Origin of the sequence: Bacillus sp. FSL R5-0560, from assembly GCF_037966305.1 — a bacterium.
Lineage (GTDB): Bacteria > Bacillota > Bacilli > Bacillales > Bacillaceae > Bacillus > Bacillus mojavensis.
Genome location: NZ_CP150195.1, coordinates 823,782 through 842,684, shown reverse-complemented (window position 1 = coordinate 842,684; position 18,903 = coordinate 823,782). Strand labels below are relative to the sequence as shown.

The window sequence follows — 18,903 nt, the reverse complement described above, 5'->3', positions numbered from 1 at the left end:
CACCTTTGTGTTTTTTCTACTTAATTTAGTTTACCCGCGCCCGCTTGAGATGTAACATTTGATTTCACATTGGCGGAAGCATCAATTGTTCCATGCAGAGATGGCGTCCATCCGACAGAGGAGCTCAGCCCGTTTGCAGCCGATGCGTTGATCTGCGTACCGTTCAGCAGTGTGCCGGAATCATATAAGGCCGTTCCTCCGCTGAATACGCTGATCGTTTTAGCAGCGGTCAATCCCGGAACGTCAATGGCATTGTTTTGTGCGTAAATTTTAGATGATTTTCCGATTCCCCAGGCATAGCTGAAAGCATAACTGGAAGAGCTTGTACTGCCTTCATAATAGTTGTTGTAAACGTGTACCTGTCCAAAACGGACTCTCGGTGCGCGCTGAACGATATTTTTGTAGCGGTTGTGATGCAGTGTGATTTTTAATTTGCCGTCATCAGAAGTTTTGCTGTCGCTTGATCCAAAAATGGAGCTTTTATCATGATCGTGATAGAAGTTATAAGACATTGTAATGTAGTTAGCGCCGTTAGAGGCATCAGTTTGGCCGTCATGGTGCTGATATTCTCTTCCAAAATATTTTGGAGAGGTGCTGTCTGGACGGGAACCGTCATTAAATGTACAGTGATCGATCCATACATGTGTACCACCGTTTATTGTGATGTTGTCATATTGTGAATTCCAGTTTCCTGAACTTCCGTCAGTCGGATCCCATTGCGGAAAATAGTCATATGCGTCTTGGAATTCGATATTGCGGATAATGACGTTATCGCTCTTGATCTGGAAGTTTCCGCCCAGAATTTTAGCATTTGACCCTGAACCGACGATCGTCGTATTTGCAGGGATATCCACCATCACGCGTGCTTTTTGGTTTTTCTGTGAGCGTGCTCTGGCCTCTTCCTGTGTTCCTGATGGTTCTTTTTTGCCCCATGTGCCTGGGTCATAGGCCTTCAAATATTTGTTCAGATCGTACGCTGGATCTTTATAATCATTCAGACCAAGCGGCTTTAGATTGTCATCAACATTCATGTCAATCGTTCCCTTGATATAAATGATTTTTGGCGTTGTGTTTGTGTCCTTGCCCAAAGCCGAAACGAGCTGATTCCTGTTGCTGACTGTATACACGTGGGATGACGAGGCTTTTGATCCGCCTGTTGTGCCAGTCGAGTAGGCTCCCCAGCCATCATTCGATCCTAACGTCTGATGGCCCAAATCCGCTGCGTTCGCCCCAACCGGAGTCAAGCCTAATAACAAAGCCGTAGCTAACATCACTTTTTTCATTCAGTATGAACCCCCATTTTCTATTTTATGAGAATTTGTTCCATTTTCTCACAAAAATATAATAGCAAATTCATGGACATCCATAACCGAAAATGTACCGCCTATTATTGCGGTATCCTGCAAAAAAACACCGCAAAGACCGCAAAAATAAAAAACCCCAAAAGGACGATAATCGCCTTTTGGGGTTACAATCCTGCATTACGCCCAAGATTTTACTTTTTCGTTGTCTGTCACAAAGAGAAGGACTTTCCCTTCATCGAGCCGTTTTTCAAACTGAGCCGCTTCGTCTTCTGAAAAACCGATTTCATGAATTTTATTGCGAAGCTCGTCCCCTTTTTTGTTAAACATGTTCCCTACCGCGTGTTTGAAACCTGTTTCTTTGGCTCCGATCGTGTTGGCATTGGTGTTGTCTGCCAGTCGTTCCGTTCTGTCATCGTCGTGAGTTAAGACGTATACATCCTCTTTTGCGACACCCATTTGCTGTAGTTTTTCTACATCCTTCATGAGCTGTTCGTCGTTTGTATATTCTCTTACAACTGGTTTCATTTCTAATTCCTCCTTCATCATTTCTATGTTATGTTTATACCCGATCCTGTTTCTATGAAACAGCATCCAGAGCATTAGGCATAAAAACAGGAAGAATGGTAGTAGATATTTATTTTCTGATCATGGTAAAGTGATAGGAACATAGTATTTTCAGAATAGTCTTAAATCAAAACCGCTGCACGGAGTGTCCGATTTTGAATCGCCATCTTTATCCGTACAAGCAGGAGGTATGTCCAATGCAATACTTTTCACCAAAACAGCAATACAATGCGTGGGTTGTGAGTGATTTAGTAAAACAGGTCTTCCATCAGCGTGTCGGCTATTCAGCAGGCATTCATCAGCTTGCCATCTTCGCCGAGAAAACATTTCACATCGATATTGACTTTGTTTTCTCTATTGTTATGAATATCGGAGACATTGAATTTGCGATCTCTGAAGAAATAGAAAAAAAATTGTCCGGCTATCTCAGCGTTCTCCTTCCCCATGTCAGCAGAGATATGCTTGAAGCCTCTAAAGCCAACGCCAGTTCGTTTTTATCCCACAGACACGGCGATGCTGTGTACGATTTATTTGTGCCAGATGACGCTTACATCAAAAAAACATAAAGCAGAGGTCTTCTGTTTCTTTATTTAAAAAATATTGACATAGAAAGCCATACTATTATAGTGTTTATTTGTGATAATGATTCTCATTATTAAATTCAGAAAAAAAGGAAGAAAACAAATGCGCACCTATCCTAATAAGTTTATTGCCATCATCAGTGTTTTATTAATCGCTTGTTTCCTTATATCCGGCTGTTCATCAAGTCAGGATAACAGCGGCAGCAAAGCCGGAAGCAAATCTAAGGATTCAAGAGTCATTCAGCACGAAGACGGGAAAACAACAGTGACCGGCACACCTAAAAGAGTCGTTGTGCTTGAGCTTTCATTCCTGGATGCTGTCTACAATCTCGGCATCACGCCGGTCGGCATCGCCGATGACAACAAAAAAGACATGATTCAAAAGCTGGTTGGCAGCTCGATTGATTATACATCAGTAGGCACGCGAAGCGAACCGAATCTTGAGGTCATCAGCTCCTTGAAGCCTGATTTAATCATCGCTGACGCTGAACGCCATAAAAACATTTACAAACAGCTGAAACAAATCGCGCCGACCGTTGAATTAAAAAGCCGGGAAGCGACTTATGATGAAACAATGGACAGCTTCAAAACCATTTCTAAAGCATTAAATAAAGAAAAAGAAGGAAAAGAAAAACTCACCGACCATACAAAGGTCATTAACGATCTGAAAGCGGAGCTTCCGAAAGATGAAGACCGCAGCATCGTTCTCGGAGTGGCAAGAGCCGATTCCTTCCAGCTTCATACGTCATCTTCTTATGACGGAGAAATCTTCAGCATGCTCGGCTTTACGCACGCCTTGAAGTCAGATAACGCGTATCAAGAGGTCAGCCTCGAGCAGTTAAGCAAAATCGATCCTGATATTTTGTTTATTTCAGCCAACGAGGGTAAAACAATCGTAGATGAGTGGAAAAAGAATCCGCTCTGGAAAAACCTAAAAGCGGTGAAAAACGGACAAATCTACGATGCAGACCGCGACATTTGGACAAGATTCAGAGGAATCAAATCCAGTGAAACAAGCGCCAAAGACGTGCTCAAAAAAGTGTATAATAAGTAGGACAAAAGAGAAGCGAGGAGAATCCTTGCTTCTTCGTTTTTGCAAACAGACGCAGTAAGGAAGTGAGACTGTTGTATTACTCAGCCAAACGGCGCTCATCATCAAGATTAATGGTTTTTATCATTGCACTGATCATCCTTATTTTCGGGCTTGGGCTAAATCTCTCAGTAGGCGCCTCAGACATCGGCATCATTGATGCTTTGACATATCTTTTTGTATGGGACGGATCAAAAGAACAGCTTATCATCTCTACTCTTCGCCTCCCCCGCACATTAATCGGTGTTTTCGTCGGCGCCAGCCTGGCTGTAGCTGGGGCGCTGATGCAGGCCATGACAAGAAACCCTCTGGCTTCACCTCAAATTTTCGGTGTGAATGCGGGTGCATCGCTGTTTGTCGTTGCTTCTCTCGTCATTCTGCCGGCATCGTCCTACTCATCGGTTGTGTTTGCTTTTGCAGGTGCGGCGGCAGGCGGCGCAATTGTGTATATGATTGCCTCTTCCGGTGGAATGACACCTGTCAAACTGGCGCTGTCTGGAATGGCGGTGCATTTGTTCCTGTCCTCCATGACACAGGCGATTATTATTTTAAATGAGTCGGGAGAGGATGTGCTGTATTGGATGACGGGTGCGATTGACGGCAGCAACTGGCAGGACGTCATGACCATTGCCCCGTTTTCTGTCATCGGTATCGGACTTGCCCTTGTGTTTTCAGGTCCCGTTTCTGTTCTCGGACTCGGTGATGAAACGGCAAAAGGACTCGGGCAAAACATGAACGGCATGCGGATTCTGATCAGCTTTATCATTTTAATTCTTTCCGGCGCTTCTGTGGCGGTTGCCGGCCCAATCGGCTTTGTCGGGCTGCTCGTTCCGCATATCGTCCGTAAGCTGATCGGAGAAAATTACAAGTATGTGCTGCCGTTTTCGGCACTGTTCGGCGCCATCTTATTGGTGTACGCAGATGTCCTGGCCAGATGGATTGCATTCCCTTATGAATCCCCGGTCGGCATTGTCACCGCCATTATCGGCACACCATTTTTCTTATATTTAGCAAGGAAAGGGCGAAATCTGAAATGAAGAAATCAACCAGAAAACAAAAACGCCCCTTGCTGGCCATCCTCATATTGGCTGTCATCTTGCTAGTGCTGTCCGTGATCAGCATCGGCTTCGGGGCATTGTATATTTCACCTGATGCGGTGGTTACGAATCTGTTAGGGATGGATCATTCCTTCGAGTTTATTATTCAGCAGTACCGGCTCCCCCGCATTATACTGGCGATTTTGGCAGGCGCCGGACTGGCCGCTGCCGGAGCCATTTTGCAGGGTGTCATCCGAAATCCCCTTGCGTCTCCGGACGTTGTCGGAATTTCAAAAGGGTCCGGACTGGCCGCCATGGCCGTTATTCTCATTTTCCCTGAGTCTCCGGTCTACGTGCTGCCGTTCTCCGCATTTGCCGGAGCAGCCATTATTGCGGTAATATTATTAATGATAGCCCGCAAAAAAAGCATTCAGCCTTCTTCCTTGGCTTTATCAGGTATTGCCTTAGGCGCGGTCTGCCACGCCGGCATGCAATATATGATGGTCAAATTTCCGGGGGACGTCAATGCAGCGCTCATTTGGCTGACAGGCAGCCTCTGGGGGAGAAACTGGGAAGAAGTCAAGCTCCTTGCGCCATGGCTTCTTGTCCTTTTGCCGATTGTCTGCATCCTCATTCCGAAGCTGGATCTGATGTCACTCGGAGATGAGCTAGCGCAGGGTCTCGGCGAAAACGCAAACAGGCTGAGATTCATTCTGATTTTCACCGCAGTTGCGCTGGCGGGGAGCTGTGTAGCCGTCGTTGGATCAATCGGTTTTATCGGGTTGCTCGCTCCGCATATCGCCAGAAGGCTTGCCGGAGAAAAAGCTAAATATTTACTGCCTGCATCGGCATTAATCGGTGCTATTATATTACTAATCGCAGATACATTAGGACGCGGCATCATGCCTCCGGTTGAGATACCAGCCGGCATATTGACAGCTGTGATCGGCGCGCCTTATTTTTTATATTTATTGAAATTCGAAGCGAGGAAACAGTAGGGAGAGGATACCATGGGAAAACTGGCTGCAGACCAGCTCACTCTTTCATATGACAGCACAGTGATTATTGACGGAGTCGATTTAAAGATTGAAGAAGGAAAAATCACTGTGCTCATCGGCGCCAACGGCTGCGGAAAATCAACAATCCTCAAATCGCTTGCCAGGCTGATGGCTCCAAAAAGCGGCACGGTTCTATTAGAAGGAAAAGATATTCATCGCCAGCCGTCCAAAGAAGTGGCTAAAAAGCTGGCGATTCTTCCTCAGTCTCCTCAGGCGCCAGAAGGATTGACGGTACAGGAACTATGCTATTTCGGCAGACATCCTCATAAAAAACTGTTATCCAAGCATACGCAAGAGGATCACGATATGGTAGAGTGGGCGCTTGACGCAACCGGAATGAATGAGCTGAAGGATCGGACACTTGATGCCCTTTCAGGCGGTCAAAGACAAAGAGCCTGGATTTCCATGGCGCTTGCACAAGGCACTGATTTGCTCTTGCTCGATGAACCGACCACTTACTTGGACATTTCTCACCAAATTGAGGTGCTGGAGCTGCTGAAAAAGCTGAACCGGGATCATGGACGCACAATTGTCATGGTGCTTCACGACTTAAACCAAGCCGCTCAATATGCTGACTATCTGATCAGCGTACTGGACGGAAAAATCTACAATGCCGGAACACCGGAAGACGTCTTTACCCAGCCGTTTTTCCGGGAAGTCTTCGGCTTGGAATGCTGCATCATGAGAAGCCCGATCGACCAGAAGCCGATGTGCCTGCCGATGGGACTTTGCCCGAAACTACGGACGTGATGAAAAAGGAGAGGATACCCTCTCCTTTTTTTATGCGGCTTACTTTTTGTATTTCATCACTTGTCCGTGTTACATTGGTGTCAATCAAATGATAGGAGGATGAATATGACAACAGCTCAACAGCAGATTCAATTAGCCAGACGTCCGCAAGGGGTGCCTGTTCACGAAGACTTCCGCTTTGAAACGATATCCGTTCCTGAGCCGAGGCAAGGTGAGGTGCTTGTCAAAACACTCTATGTGTCAGTCGATCCTTACATGCGCGGGCGAATGCAAGACACGAAGTCATATGTAGAGCCATTTGCCTTAGACGAAGCGCTGTCAGGCGGTGTCATTGCTGAAGTCGTGTCAGACGGAGATAAGCTCAAACAAGGTGAAATCGTCATCGGAAACCTGAACTGGCAGGAATATTCCGCTGTCAGCGAGTCCGCCGTGCGAAAAATTGATACAAGTCTGGCTCCTGCTTCAGCGTATCTCGGCATTTTAGGAATGACCGGTTTGACGGCTTATTTTGGCCTATTGGACATCGGCCGCCCGAAGGAAGGCGAAACCGTGGTTGTCTCCGGAGCTGCAGGGGCTGTCGGTTCCGCTGTCGGACAGATCGCCAAAATCAAAGGCGCACACGTCGTCGGTATCGCAGGCTCTGATGATAAAATTGACTACTTAAAGAATGAACTGCATTTTGACGAAGCGATTAATTACAAAACCGCAGATGATATTCAAAAAGCGCTCGCTGACGCTTGTCCGAACGGTGTCGATGTGTATTTTGACAATGTCGGCGGGCCGATTTCAGATGCGGTCATGAACCTCCTTAATGAGTTTGCCCGCATTCCGGTGTGCGGCGCCATTTCTTCCTACAACGCGGAAAACGAAGCGGATGACATGGGCCCTCGCGTCCAATCCAAGCTAATCAAAACGAAGGCGCTGATGCAAGGGTTTATCGTAAGCGACTACTCCGACCGTTTTCCTGAAGGCGCAAAACAGCTGGCGGAATGGCTGAGAGATGGAAAGCTTCATTATGAGGAAACCATCACTGAAGGCTTCGAAAACATTCCGGATGCGTTTCTTGGCTTATTTAAAGGAGAAAATAAAGGAAAACAGCTGATCAAAGTCAGCGATCCGAGCTGAAGATGAAAATGGGAGGGCTTTTTGCCCTCCTTTTGGGTTTATATGAGGTCAGCTACGAAGAATCAGCGTAAGAAAACCATCTTCATCTGGTTCCGTATCCTCCAAAGTGAAACCTGCTGCTTGAAAGCAAGCTAAACTGATTTGATTGTCTTCTTCAATGCATGCCACCCATTCCCGTACGCTAGTAAAATCAGGTTCGGTCAGCAGTTTTTGCAATATCCGTTTTCCGTACCCTTGAAGCCGGTACATAGGATTAACGATCAATCCAATATACGTCCGCTCCTCCCCGAACTCAATAACGGCCATCCCTGCTGGCAGCTGTCCATCATATGCCATGATGACAGTATCCTGTTCATCTTTATTTACCCGTGCATACCACTCATCTAATGGCAGCATGCCATCCATTCTCCGCCTGGTATCTTCATGTTCAAACCAGTGTTCAAGGATTTTCAGCTCTGGCTCCTTCACTACTTGAAATCTGTCTATTGAAACCATCTTCCCACCCCCGCGCGAAACCTTTTCTATTATTTTACAACAAAAAAGAAGGGCTTTTGCCCTCCTTTTTATTTCGTCTTCAATTTTCCGCCGGCATACACAGCTTCACTCAGCTCCACGCCAAGCTTCTTCGCCATTTTCTTCAGCTTTGATTCCTCCAGTTTTGTAACGAGACTCAGCACGTTGCCCTCTTTTCCGGCACGGCCTGTTCTCCCTGATCTGTGAACATAGCTGTCTTCATCAGGAATATCGGCGTGGATCACATACGGCAGATTTTCAATATCCAAACCGCGCGCGGCAATGTCAGTTGCCAAAAGCAGCGGGAACTCGCCCTGCTCAAACGCTCTAATGATTTTCGCACGCTCCATTTTTTTCGCCTCACTGTGAAGGATGCCAAGGTCAACATGATGGTACGCCAGCTTTTCCGCGTACACACTCAGGTTGCCGATATCTCTCACAAACACAAGCGCCTGCATGCCTTGAAGCCTTGAAAGCTTTTGCAGCAGCTTCACTTTGTCGCGCTGGTCACAGATGATGTATTGATGCTTCACTTTTCCCGCTTCCGCCTTGCTGCGTTCTACCTTCAGAACCTCAGGCTCTTTCGTCATGTCGCGGAGCACATCTTCTGTTTCTTTCTTCAGTGTGGCAGAAAAACAAAGAAGCTGGCGGTCTCTTAATGTCGTTTTAATGATTTGCTTGATCGTTTCACGATGCTCCGGCAGGACAAGCTGATCGGTTTCATCAAGTACGATCGTTTTTACTTCATGCATCTTGAGCTTTTTCGCTTGAATCAGCTCAAACACCCTGCCCGGCGTCCCGACGATCAAATGCGGATGATTTTTCTTCAGCTTTTCGACCTGCTTCTTCACATTCGCCCCGCCGATTAAGGAAACTGCACGTAATTCTGATCCCGTTTTCCAGTCCTGGATCACCTGAAAAATCTGCATCACCAGCTCACGTGAAGGTGCTAAAATCACAGCCTGCGGATGCTTCTGATCAGGTTTGATGCGCTCCAATACCGGCAGTGCGTAGGCAAGCGTCTTCCCCGTTCCTGTCGGCGATTCAGCGATGACATCCTTACCTTCCATGATGAGTTCGGCTGCCTGCTCCTGTACAGGAGTCGGCTCTTGGAAGCCTGAAGCGTTCCAATTTTCTTTGATAAATGATTGTGCATTATGTAAAAATGGCCAAGTTTGCGTCATTTTGTTCTCCTCGATTCTTAAAATCTATTCCATAGTATCTCAAAACAGCGCGCGGAACGCAATTTTTCTTTTTCTTTCCTATGCCTTTCAACAATCGACTTCCTCCTTTATAATCAAAAGGGTGAATATTACACGCCGATTGTGCGTGTTTGATAACGATAGAGGTGTAAACATGAGTATTTTATCTGTAAAGGACTTAAGCCACGGCTTCGGTGACCGGGCCATTTTTAATAATGTATCTTTCCGTCTTTTAAAAGGCGAGCACGTCGGTCTGATCGGCGCAAACGGTGAAGGAAAATCGACCTTCATGAATATTATTACCGGAAAGCTTGAACCTGATGAAGGAAAAGTCGAATGGTCAAAAAATGTCCGTGTCGGCTACCTGGATCAGCATACCGTGCTGGAAAAAGGAAAATCCATCCGTGATGTGCTGAAAGACGCATTCCATTACTTATTTGCGATGGAAGAAGAAATGAACGAGATTTACAACAAAATGGGTGAAGCTGATCCTGACGAGCTTGAAAAGCTTCTTGAAGACGTCGGTGTGATTCAAGACGCGCTGACAAACAATGATTTTTATGTGATTGATTCCAAGGTAGAAGAAATCGCCCGCGGACTTGGCTTGAGTGATATTGGACTTGACCGTGACGTTACTGATCTGAGCGGGGGTCAGCGTACAAAAGTGCTTCTCGCCAAGCTGCTTCTGGAAAAACCGGAAATCCTGCTTCTCGATGAGCCAACCAACTACCTTGATGAGCAGCATATCGAATGGCTGAAACGCTACCTGCAGGAGTACGAGAATGCGTTCATCTTGATTTCCCATGACATTCCGTTCTTAAACAGTGTCATCAACCTGATTTATCATGTAGAAAATCAGGAGCTGACACGCTACGTTGGTGACTATCATCAGTTTATGGAAGTCTACGAGGTGAAGAAACAGCAGCTTGAAGCGGCCTACAAAAAGCAGCAGCAGGAAGTCGCAGAGCTGAAGGATTTTGTTGCCCGCAACAAAGCCCGCGTCAGCACGAGAAACATGGCGATGTCCCGCCAAAAGAAACTCGATAAGATGGATATGATCGAGCTTGCGGCAGAAAAGCCAAAACCGGAATTCCACTTCAAGCCGGCGAGAACGTCAGGCAAGCTGATTTTCGAAACGAAGGATCTCGTGATCGGTTACGATTCCCCGCTCTCCCGTCCGCTGAACCTCCGCATGGAGCGCGGCCAAAAAATTGCCCTCTACGGCGCAAACGGGATTGGGAAAACGACATTGCTGAAAAGCCTGCTTGGTGAGATCCAGCCGCTCGAAGGCTCTGTTGAACGAGGCGAGCACCTCTTTACCGGCTATTTCGAGCAAGAGGTCAAGGAAACAAACAACAATACGTGTATTGAAGAAGTTTGGAGCGAATTCCCTTCGTACACCCAGTATGAAATTCGCGCCGCTCTGGCAAAATGCGGACTGACAACAAAGCATATCGAAAGCCGCGTCTCTGTCTTAAGCGGAGGCGAAAAAGCGAAGGTCAGACTGTGCAAGCTGATCAATTCGGAAACCAACCTGCTGGTGCTCGATGAGCCGACAAACCACTTGGATGTTGACGCCAAGGAAGAACTCAAGCGCGCCCTCAAAGAATACAAAGGCTCCATTCTTCTTATTTCTCACGAGCCTGATTTCTATATGGACATCGCGACAGAAACATGGAACTGCGAGTCTTGGACGACGAAAGTGCTTTAAACCGAAGAAAACCCGCCTGCTGAAGGGCGGGTTTTTTACTGCCATTTTTTCTGAACGATTCTCAATAGCTCTCTGTCTTTTAAAATGAGCTGCAATGGCGAGGTGAATTCATCAAGTGTCAGCTCTCTTTTGGCAGACAGCTCAAAGTCTTCCTCATCAGCCCATGCGGTGAACCACTCGACAGAAAAGCTGTTTTTCATGACGCCGTGTATGTAATGAGCACCTGTAAACACTTCTGATCATATTCGTCAGGCTTTGCCTTATCCATGGCAAACGTCCCCTCTTCAGCATGAACCATCACCTGATATGGCAATCGCAAATGAACGGATACATCCTCAGTTTCTTCAAGATAAATGCCCGCCGCGTCGATGCCTGACCGAAGCGGATGCCCTTTCCGTGAACGCCGTTCTTGCTGACCGAAAAAACCGGTTTCTAAAGGCATTTTAGCCGTTAAATAGTAAAATTGTGTCATAAAGGCTGTCCTTTCCTGCACCAATTCGATTATGATGCCATTATAACGAATAATACTTACTGATAGTGAAGGGGTATATCATGATCATCGGCAAAAAAGAATTCAATGTAAATGAACTTCAATACACCATTCGATCAGCTCGTGCAGAGGATGCACAGAAGCTGTCTGCATTAAGGCTGAAAATTGATGGAGAAACGGAATACATGGATCGGGAGAAGGGTAAGGATTTCATAGATGCACCCGGTTTTGAACAACGGATAAAGGAAGATACTGAGAAGAAGAGAAATTTATTTTTAGTTGCTGAAGTGCAGGATAGGCTCGCGGGGTTTTCCAGATGTGAGGGTACTGATTTAAAGCGGTCCTCTCATAAAGTGGAGTTCGGTGCATGCGTGTTAAAAGAATTTTGGGGTTATGGCATCGGGAAGCATCTTTTACAGCAGTCTCTCTCTTGGGCGGACACCAACGGAATGAAAAAAATCTCATTGAATGTCCTGGAAACAAACGAAAGGGCCATTTCACTATATAAGACATACGGATTTGAAGCAGAAGGAATCTTAAAAAAGGAGAAATTGCTTTCTGACGGAAACTACTACAATACGGTTGTAATGGGAAGGTTCCATGATTAAAAAAGACACTGCATATGCGCAGTGTCTTTCGTTATTAATGCCCTGCTTTAATTCCAGCAAGATGTTTACGTCCCATGAGAAGGACAAGCATGCCGACAAAAACGACGATCCCGCCAACTGTATACGGCGTGCTTGCAGTGAAGTGTTCTGACAGCATTCCCGCAATCCACGGAGCGAGCGCGCCGCCGATGAAGCGGACTGAGCTGTAGGCTGAAGACGCGATTGATCGTTCAACAGGCGCAGCCCCCATCACAGCGGTTGTCATGATCGTGTTGACCATACCAAGGACAGCACCAGCGACAACGATACATGTAATAATCAAAGTCTGATGGTCTGTCCAGATCCCCATGATGATCAGAATGACCGCAAAAGCGATAAAGAGAACAACCAAGGAACGCACTGTGCCCAGCGCTTTGTGCACGAGCGGCGCGGTAAAGACTGATGTAATGGCCAGCAGAAGGCCCCAGCCGAAGAAGACATATCCAAGACCGTGCTCATCTAAATCCAGAACGAACGGAGAATAAGCGAGCAAAATAAAAAATCCAAAGTTGTATAAGAAAGCCGATACCGCCATTGTCAGCAGGCCTTTATATTTGAGTGCCTTCATGGCGTCAAATACCCCAACGCGTTTCGCCGGTTTCGGCAATTTCGGCAGCATGAAAGAAATCGCGATTAACGCAATAAACATCAGGACCGATACCCCGAAGAACGGCGCGCGCCATGAGATGCTTCCAAGCTCTCCGCCTGCAAGCGGTCCGACTGAAATCCCGAGTCCGAGTGCTGCCTCATACAAAATAATTGCTTGGGCGCTGCCGCCGACAGACACGCCGACAATGACCGCAAGCGCTGTTGAAATAAATAAAGCATTACCTAGTCCCCAGCCGCCGCGATAGCCGACAAGCTGAGCAATTGAGCTTGAACTTCCGCCAAGCGCTGCAAAGACAATAATAAAAATAAGTCCGAGAATTAACGTCCATTTTGCGCCGATCCTGCTGGAAATGGCTCCTGAGAAAAACATCATAAATCCGGTAACGAGCAAATAACTTGTAAATAAGAGTGATACTTCACTAGGTGAAGCATGTAATTGTGCGGCAATCGCCGGAAGAATAGGATCGACCAGCCCGATTCCCATAAAGGAAATCACACAGGCAAACGCGACAGCCCATACAGCTTTCGGCTGACTGAGCAAGCCCGTTTTCTGATTTACTTGTTTTGTCTTATCCATTTGACCTAACCTCCATCTTTATTCCATTAAAAGAAACGCTACAAAAATAGCGTTTGGCAAACTTTTCATTCGATTGATTGAATGGCACGCTCCGCTTTATCTTTCATGCCGTGCAGACGTTCCTTAAAGCTTTGGAATGTGCGGATTTTTTCATCAATCAAATTCAGCTGGTGATTCAGCGTTTCCTGAATTTCCTCCAGCTTCTCTTTCCGTTCCTTTGGATCCAGTGACAACAAATACCCCTCTTTGTTTAACTCTAGCTGGCGGCTGGTTTCCATGAAATGCTGAAGCTCCTGAAGGGAAAAGCCAAGCACTTCCTTTGTGCTGATCACTTTCTCAAGCTCCTCCATATCATCCTCTGAATAAAGTCTTACGCCGCCGTCCGTCCGTTTCGGTGCTGGAATTAAGCCGATTTCTTCATAAAACCGAATGGTTCGCTTTGTCAGCCCGCTTCTTTTGGCAACTTGATCAATCTTCATCCATTCCAAGGTAAATCCCCCTTCGCCGTTTCTGTAATCATTATACACCTTTTACACCTTAACGTAAACGTTAAGTTTTGAAATGTAATAAAAAAGACGAGTACGTAAAGCACCCGTCCTTCATTAGCCTATTTTTAAGCTAAGCTCCCTGTCACTGACAAAGACTGCTTTTGCATGCTTTCAGAAAGCAATCGATACGCAATCACTTTCTTCTTATACTGTTTCACGACGTCGATATGGTCGTCGTAGCTGTACACAAACAGCTTTACATCTTTTTTGCCTTTTTTCGTATCTATCACAAGCGGTGTACCGCCGTTTTCAGGGTATAAATAACGCTCCTCGTCGCCTGGGTAAATATAATATTTCTCCAGGAAGACAGCTTCGTTAAATTGATCAATCATGTTCCTTTTCTCTTCACCCTCGAGACGCTTTCCATTTACAGAGAGAACAGCATCTTCGTTGTTCACCTTGGCGTGCACCTCGAATTTGCTAAGCAGCCATTCTATGACGCCTGTTGGAAGGCAGGTTAAAACGATTTTCACCAGACTCATGAGGATTAACATCACGATAGCCCATGTCATACTTCATCATCTCCGTTAGTTTTCCATGTGCCGCTGACACACAATTCCATCCTATCATAAGCTGGCTGTTTCGTTTTTGTACATTATGTGAAAAAAAGTGCGGCCTGCAGTAGGCCGCACTTTTTTAGCTTTCCAGCTCTTCTATCATGAGGGACAATTCTGTCCAGCGATCCATCGCTGCCTCAAGCTCTTCCGCTGTTTTTGCCTGCTCGGCCATCAGCTCTTGAATTTTCCCGAAATCACTGCCCGCCGCGGCGATATCCGCTTCGAGCTGTTCATGCTTTTCTTCAAGCTCGGCAATTTTATCTTCAATGCCGTCCCATTCAAGCTGATCTTTGTAAGAAAGCTTTTTCCGTTTTTTCTTCGGTTCCGCTTCAGCTGTTTTGACTTCAGCTGCGGGTTTCTCAGCCGTTTTTTTTGCTTTGGCCTGCTCCATATAGTCGCTGTAGGAGCCTTGGAACCGTGAAATCACGCCATTCCCTTCAAAGACAATCAAACGGTCTACGACGCGGTCAAGGAAGTAGCGGTCATGGGATACGGTGATGACAACGCCAGGGAACTGTTCAATATAATCCTCAAGCACGCTTAACGTTTCTGTATCCAAGTCGTTCGTCGGCTCATCGAGAAACAGCACATTCGGCTCCTGCATTAGAACCTGAAGCAAGTATAAGCGCCGCTTTTCTCCGCCGGACAGCTTGCGGATATAGGTTTGCTGCATGGAGCGCGGGAAGAGGAAGCGCTCAAGCATTTGTTCAGCGGTGACGATATCGCCGTCCTCTGTTTTCACGACTTCCGCTGTTTCTTTAATGTATTCAATCACCTTCAGCTCACCGTTCATTTCACTGTGATCCTGAGTATAGTAGCCGATTCTTACTGTCTGGCCGATCGTAATATGCCCGCCGTCAGGAGTGATTCGTCCGGCAAGGCTGTTTAACAGTGTTGTTTTTCCAATGCCGTTCGGCCCGATGATCCCGATTCGTTCACCTGGTATAACCAGTTCATTAAATCGATCGACAAGCACGTTTCCTCCATAAGCGATCATCACGTTCTCCGCTTCAATTACTTGCTTTCCAAGACGGTGGGAGCCGATCGCAAAGTCGAGCGAGCCGGCTGACTGAGGGCCTTTCTGCTCCTTAAGCGACTCCACCCTGCCGATTCTCGCCTTTTGTTTTGTAGAGCGTGCTTTCGCTCCGCGTCTGAGCCAGGCCAGTTCACGGCGCAGCAGATTTTGCCGCTTTGTTTCTTTTTGCTCGGCCTGCGCTTCCCGTTCCGCGCGCTTTTCCAAAAAGACTTCATAGTTGCCTTTGTAGGTATAAAGACTGCCCCGTTCAAGCTCATAAATGCGGTTTGTCACGCGGTTTAAGAAGTACCTGTCGTGCGTCACCAGCATGACGGCGCCTGGATATTGCGCCAAATACCCTTCAAGCCATTCAATCGTTTCATTATCCAAATGGTTCGTCGGCTCGTCTAAAATCAGAAGATCAGCGGGTTGAATTAAGTTTTTCGCAATCGCCACCCGTTTTTTCTGTCCGCCTGAGAGCTCGTTCACAGGCTTTGTCACGTCAGTTACTCCCAGTTTCGATAATACCGTTTTCGCCAAGGTATTCGCATCCCACGCGTTGTTTGCATCCATTTTCGCCTGCGCCGCCAGCAGGTGTTTCTGGCGTTTTTCATCTTCCGGGTCTTCTCCCAGCTCATAGAGCGCCTTTTCGTATTCACGGAGCGTTCTCATGACAGCCGATTCACCGGAATAAATATGCTCAAGAATAGTTTGTCCAGCAGGCAGCTGCGGGTCCTGATGAAGAAATTCAACATGCACGCTGCCGGATTTGGCGATGTCGCCTTCTTCAACAGATTCCAAGCCGGCGATCACTTTCAGCAGCGTTGATTTTCCGGTGCCGTTCGGCCCGATTAATCCGATTCTCTCATTCTCTTCAATATGAAAGGAGATATGGTCAAATAACGTCTTATCTCCGTATGTTTTGTAAAGGTTCTCCGCTTTTAATATGCTCATGGTTCCTATCAATCCTCACGTAAGTTCATGTGTACATTTTAAATCAGCCGCTGGAATAAAACTAGTAAAAGAGCAGACAAATTTCATGGAAATACCGGACAGAAAAAAAGACCGGGGACTCTGTCCCCAGTCTCTTACTCTTCTTCAAGCGCTTTTTCTGCCATTTTAGCGAGATGCTGCGCACTGCCTGAGATCTCCTGCATCGTGGCGGAAATCTGTTCAACAGCCGCGGCTTGTCCGTCAGTATGCTGATTAATCGATTCAATCGATTCTTCTAGCCCTTTTAACAGGCTGTGGATTTTTTTTGTGATCTGATCGATCTGGCCGACATTTTCTTTCGAATGCGTCGCAAGCTTTCTGATTTCATCTGCTACGACAGAAAAGCCTTTTCCGGACTCTCCCGCTCGTGCCGCTTCAATCGCAGCATTTAAACCGAGCAGATTGCTCTGATCAGAAATGCCTTTCACGGTTACTGAAATATCGGCGATTTCTCCCGCGCTTTCGCTTACCTTTTTCGCTTGTGAGGAAATGCCCGACATTTGCGATGAGAATCCATTAATGGAGTCAGAAATATCGGAAATGGCCGCAGCCGTTTGTTCAACGACAGCCGATAAGCTTTCCGCTACATCATGAAGCTTAGAGGACTCCTCAAGGCTCGTGCCGAGGCCCACTCCTCCAATCACTCTCCCGTTCTGGTCATGAAGCGGGATGGCGCGTGCGATCAATGGGAAACCGAACAATTCCTTCGGCACCATGCTCGTTTTTTTCTGATTGCTGCGGATCGCGTCTGTGATGATATCTCCTTCTTGCAGCGGATCTCCGGTTTTTACGTTAAGGGAGAAGGTTTTTGCCGGAATATTGACCAGCAATTTCTCTGTATCATAAATGCCGATTGTAATATCATCCTGAACCAGGCTGTTTAAATAAGGGGCTACTTTTACAAATGCGTCTAGAAGATCTGCTGTTTCATTTTCCGTTCTTATGCTCAATTCCAATCACTCCTTTTATTAGTAAGGGAAGCTGCGTTTTTCGTGCTGAACTGAAATCCATTTCAGTGTCGTAAATTCTTCAAGACTCCATTCGCCATTTAATCGGCCGAGGCCAGATTGCTTTTCACCGCCGAATGCCACATTCGGTTCATCATTAATCGTCGTGTCATTCACGTGAATCATGCCTGTTTCAATGCGTTTCGCAAAAGCCACACCGCGTTCAAGGTTGGAGGTATGTACGGCTCCGCTTAAGCCAAACGGGGTATCGTTTGCAATATCCACCGCTTCGTCTTCTGAATCAAATGTCATGAAGGAGACGACTGGCCCGAACAGCTCTTCCTTGGCAATGCTCATAAACGGTTTCACGTCTTTTAAGATGGTCGGCTCCACGATCGTTCCGTTAAATCCGCCAAGCTTCACTGGAACAGCCCCTTCTTCAATCGCTTTCTCAACAGATTTCATTAACCCGTCAGTCTGCCTGCTGTTGATTAAAGGCCCGATAATCGTATCAGGGTCCATCGGGTCACCAACTTTCAGCGATTCCACTTTTGCCTGATACAGCTCAAGGAATTGATCATAAATTGATGAGTGAACCAGTACGCGATTGGCTGACATACAAATCTGTCCTTGATGGGTAAATCTGCTGAACACTGCCGCATTGACTGCATATTCGATATCCGCATCTTCAAGCACGATAAAGGCGCTGTTTCCGCCAAGCTCAAGAAGCGGCTTTTTAAAGTGCTTCATCGCAAGCTGGCCGATGTAACTGCCCACTTTCGTAGAGCCTGTAAATGAGATGATCCGCGGCACCGGGTGTTCGACAAAGCTGTCACCGATTTCTGCGATGTCAGTGACAACAACATTCAGCAGTCCTTCCGGAACGCCCGCATTTTCAAAAATCTTCGCAATCAGCGTACCGCCGCAAATCGGTGTTTCTTCGTGCGGCTTCAAAACGACGCCATTGCCTGCTCCCAGTGCCGGGGCTACTGATTTCATAGATAAAAAGAATGGGAAGTTAAAAGGACTGATGACACCGACAACGCCTGCCGGCACGCGATATAATCTGTTTTCCTTGCCGTCTATTGTAGAAGGAAGGATTTTCCCTTCCATGCGGACAGGGAACGTCGCCGCTTCTTTGATGATGTTTTTCACGAGTCCGATTTCAAAAGCTGCTTTCAGCCTTGTTCCGCCCAGCTCTTCCATAATCAAATAAATGATGGCTTCTTCATTCTCTTCAATATACGTAACGGCTTTTTCTAAGATTGCTCTTTTCTCGAATGGGTTGACCGCATCCCATTTTTTCTTTGCCAAAGCCGCCGCCCGGTACGCTTCATCTACATCATCAGCTGTCGCTTTTTGAAAGGATGTGATTGTTTTTTGAGTATAAGGATTTTTGTTTTCCAATACATTTGGGCTGCTGCCCTCCTGCCATTTTCCGCCAATAAATTGTTTGTTTAATTCTTCATATTGAAACATGGTCAGCATCTCCTTTTTACCAGCAAATCAAAATATGGCCAATCTATCATTTCTATCGGTTCACCATCAGCAAAATTCAATATCCCCTTTGTAAAAATTACTATAT

At 46.5% G+C, this 18,903-nt stretch carries 18 protein-coding genes and 1 pseudogene; 8 read left to right on the top strand and 11 right to left on the bottom strand.

Annotation, left to right across the window (positions count from 1 at the left end; genetic code table 11):
• Window positions 1–20: 20 nt before the first annotated feature.
• Both NST56_RS04125 and NST56_RS04120 read right to left on the bottom strand, forming a co-directional pair.
• On the bottom strand, window positions 21–1,283 hold the full coding sequence (locus tag NST56_RS04125; RefSeq protein ID WP_326196933.1) for a pectate lyase: 1,263 nt from the start codon (window positions 1,281–1,283) through the stop codon (window positions 21–23).
• A 198-nt stretch (window positions 1,284–1,481) separates the two neighbouring features.
• Window positions 1,482–1,829: a general stress protein gene (locus tag NST56_RS04120; protein ID WP_010333357.1), complete on the bottom strand. Its 348-nt coding sequence runs from the start codon at window positions 1,827–1,829 to the stop codon at window positions 1,482–1,484.
• Between the two features lie 236 nt (window positions 1,830–2,065).
• Here NST56_RS04120 and NST56_RS04115 point away from each other — a divergent pair, with 236 nt between their 5' ends.
• The 6 genes from NST56_RS04115 to NST56_RS04090 all read left to right on the top strand — a co-directional run bounded on the left by NST56_RS04115 (window position 2,066) and on the right by NST56_RS04090 (window position 7,509).
• Window positions 2,066–2,434 (top strand): DUF3212 family protein, encoded by a 369-nt coding sequence (locus NST56_RS04115; protein WP_010333356.1) that lies wholly within the window; start codon window positions 2,066–2,068, stop codon window positions 2,432–2,434.
• 118 nt (window positions 2,435–2,552) lie between these two features.
• On the top strand, window positions 2,553–3,503 hold the full coding sequence (locus tag NST56_RS04110) for a Fe(3+) dicitrate ABC transporter substrate-binding protein (protein WP_339180191.1): 951 nt from the start codon (window positions 2,553–2,555) through the stop codon (window positions 3,501–3,503).
• A gap of 71 nt (window positions 3,504–3,574) precedes the next feature.
• Window positions 3,575–4,576, top strand: coding sequence for a Fe(3+) dicitrate ABC transporter permease FecD (fecD, locus tag NST56_RS04105; protein ID WP_024120546.1), 1,002 nt, complete (start codon window positions 3,575–3,577; stop codon window positions 4,574–4,576).
• Complete coding sequence (gene yfmE, locus NST56_RS04100; protein WP_229148884.1) at window positions 4,573–5,574, top strand: Fe(3+)-citrate ABC transporter permease YfmE; 1,002 nt, start codon at window positions 4,573–4,575, stop codon at window positions 5,572–5,574. Before fecD ends, yfmE begins: the two co-directional genes overlap by 4 nt.
• A 12-nt stretch (window positions 5,575–5,586) precedes the next feature.
• Entirely contained in the window at window positions 5,587–6,384 is a 798-nt protein-coding gene (gene yfmF, locus NST56_RS04095; protein ID WP_339180186.1) for a Fe(3+)-citrate ABC transporter ATP-binding protein YfmF, read from the top strand.
• 105 nt (window positions 6,385–6,489) lie between these two features.
• The gene (locus NST56_RS04090; RefSeq protein WP_326217762.1) at window positions 6,490–7,509 is read left to right on the top strand and encodes an NADP-dependent oxidoreductase; all 1,020 of its coding nucleotides are present in this window, start codon (window positions 6,490–6,492) and stop codon (window positions 7,507–7,509) included.
• A 48-nt stretch (window positions 7,510–7,557) separates the two neighbouring features.
• Here NST56_RS04090 and NST56_RS04085 read toward each other — a convergent pair whose 3' ends face one another.
• Window positions 7,558–8,004 carry a GNAT family N-acetyltransferase gene (locus NST56_RS04085; protein ID WP_010333350.1) on the bottom strand — a complete coding sequence of 149 codons (447 nt, stop codon included), beginning with the start codon at window positions 8,002–8,004 and terminating at the stop codon, window positions 7,558–7,560.
• Window positions 8,005–8,072: 68 nt separating this feature from the next.
• Window positions 8,073–9,206, bottom strand: a complete 1,134-nt coding sequence (locus NST56_RS04080; protein WP_326334436.1) for a DEAD/DEAH box helicase — start codon at window positions 9,204–9,206, stop codon at window positions 8,073–8,075.
• Between the two features lie 172 nt (window positions 9,207–9,378).
• Here NST56_RS04080 and NST56_RS04075 point away from each other — a divergent pair, with 172 nt between their 5' ends.
• Window positions 9,379–10,935, top strand: a complete 1,557-nt coding sequence (locus NST56_RS04075) for an ABC-F family ATP-binding cassette domain-containing protein (RefSeq protein WP_010333348.1) — start codon at window positions 9,379–9,381, stop codon at window positions 10,933–10,935.
• A 118-nt stretch (window positions 10,936–11,053) separates the two neighbouring features.
• On the opposite strand, the pseudogene NST56_RS04070 reads toward NST56_RS04075, so the two are convergent.
• Window positions 11,054–11,203: pseudogene (locus tag NST56_RS04070) on the bottom strand (hypothetical protein).
• 284 nt (window positions 11,204–11,487) lie between these two features.
• Between NST56_RS04070 and NST56_RS04065 the strand changes: the two are divergent.
• Window positions 11,488–12,033 carry a GNAT family N-acetyltransferase gene (locus tag NST56_RS04065; protein ID WP_326334437.1) on the top strand — a complete coding sequence of 182 codons (546 nt, stop codon included), beginning with the start codon at window positions 11,488–11,490 and terminating at the stop codon, window positions 12,031–12,033.
• A 34-nt stretch (window positions 12,034–12,067) separates the two neighbouring features.
• Here NST56_RS04065 and NST56_RS04060 read toward each other — a convergent pair whose 3' ends face one another.
• The 6 genes from NST56_RS04060 to yfmT all read right to left on the bottom strand — a co-directional run bounded on the left by NST56_RS04060 (window position 12,068) and on the right by yfmT (window position 18,797).
• Window positions 12,068–13,258, bottom strand: coding sequence for an MFS transporter (locus NST56_RS04060; RefSeq protein WP_010333345.1), 1,191 nt, complete (start codon window positions 13,256–13,258; stop codon window positions 12,068–12,070).
• Between the two features lie 65 nt (window positions 13,259–13,323).
• Window positions 13,324–13,746, bottom strand: a complete 423-nt coding sequence (locus NST56_RS04055; RefSeq protein WP_095714401.1) for a MerR family transcriptional regulator — start codon at window positions 13,744–13,746, stop codon at window positions 13,324–13,326.
• A 125-nt stretch (window positions 13,747–13,871) separates the two neighbouring features.
• Window positions 13,872–14,318, bottom strand: coding sequence for a YfmQ family protein (locus tag NST56_RS04050; protein ID WP_168747174.1), 447 nt, complete (start codon window positions 14,316–14,318; stop codon window positions 13,872–13,874).
• Between the two features lie 124 nt (window positions 14,319–14,442).
• Window positions 14,443–16,332, bottom strand: coding sequence for an ABC-F family ATP-binding cassette domain-containing protein (locus NST56_RS04045; RefSeq protein WP_326196928.1), 1,890 nt, complete (start codon window positions 16,330–16,332; stop codon window positions 14,443–14,445).
• A gap of 134 nt (window positions 16,333–16,466) precedes the next feature.
• Entirely contained in the window at window positions 16,467–17,327 is an 861-nt protein-coding gene (locus tag NST56_RS04040; RefSeq protein WP_326196927.1) for a methyl-accepting chemotaxis protein, read from the bottom strand.
• Between the two features lie 12 nt (window positions 17,328–17,339).
• Complete coding sequence (yfmT, locus tag NST56_RS04035; protein ID WP_151174825.1) at window positions 17,340–18,797, bottom strand: benzaldehyde dehydrogenase; 1,458 nt, start codon at window positions 18,795–18,797, stop codon at window positions 17,340–17,342.
• Window positions 18,798–18,903: the final 106 nt, after the last annotated feature.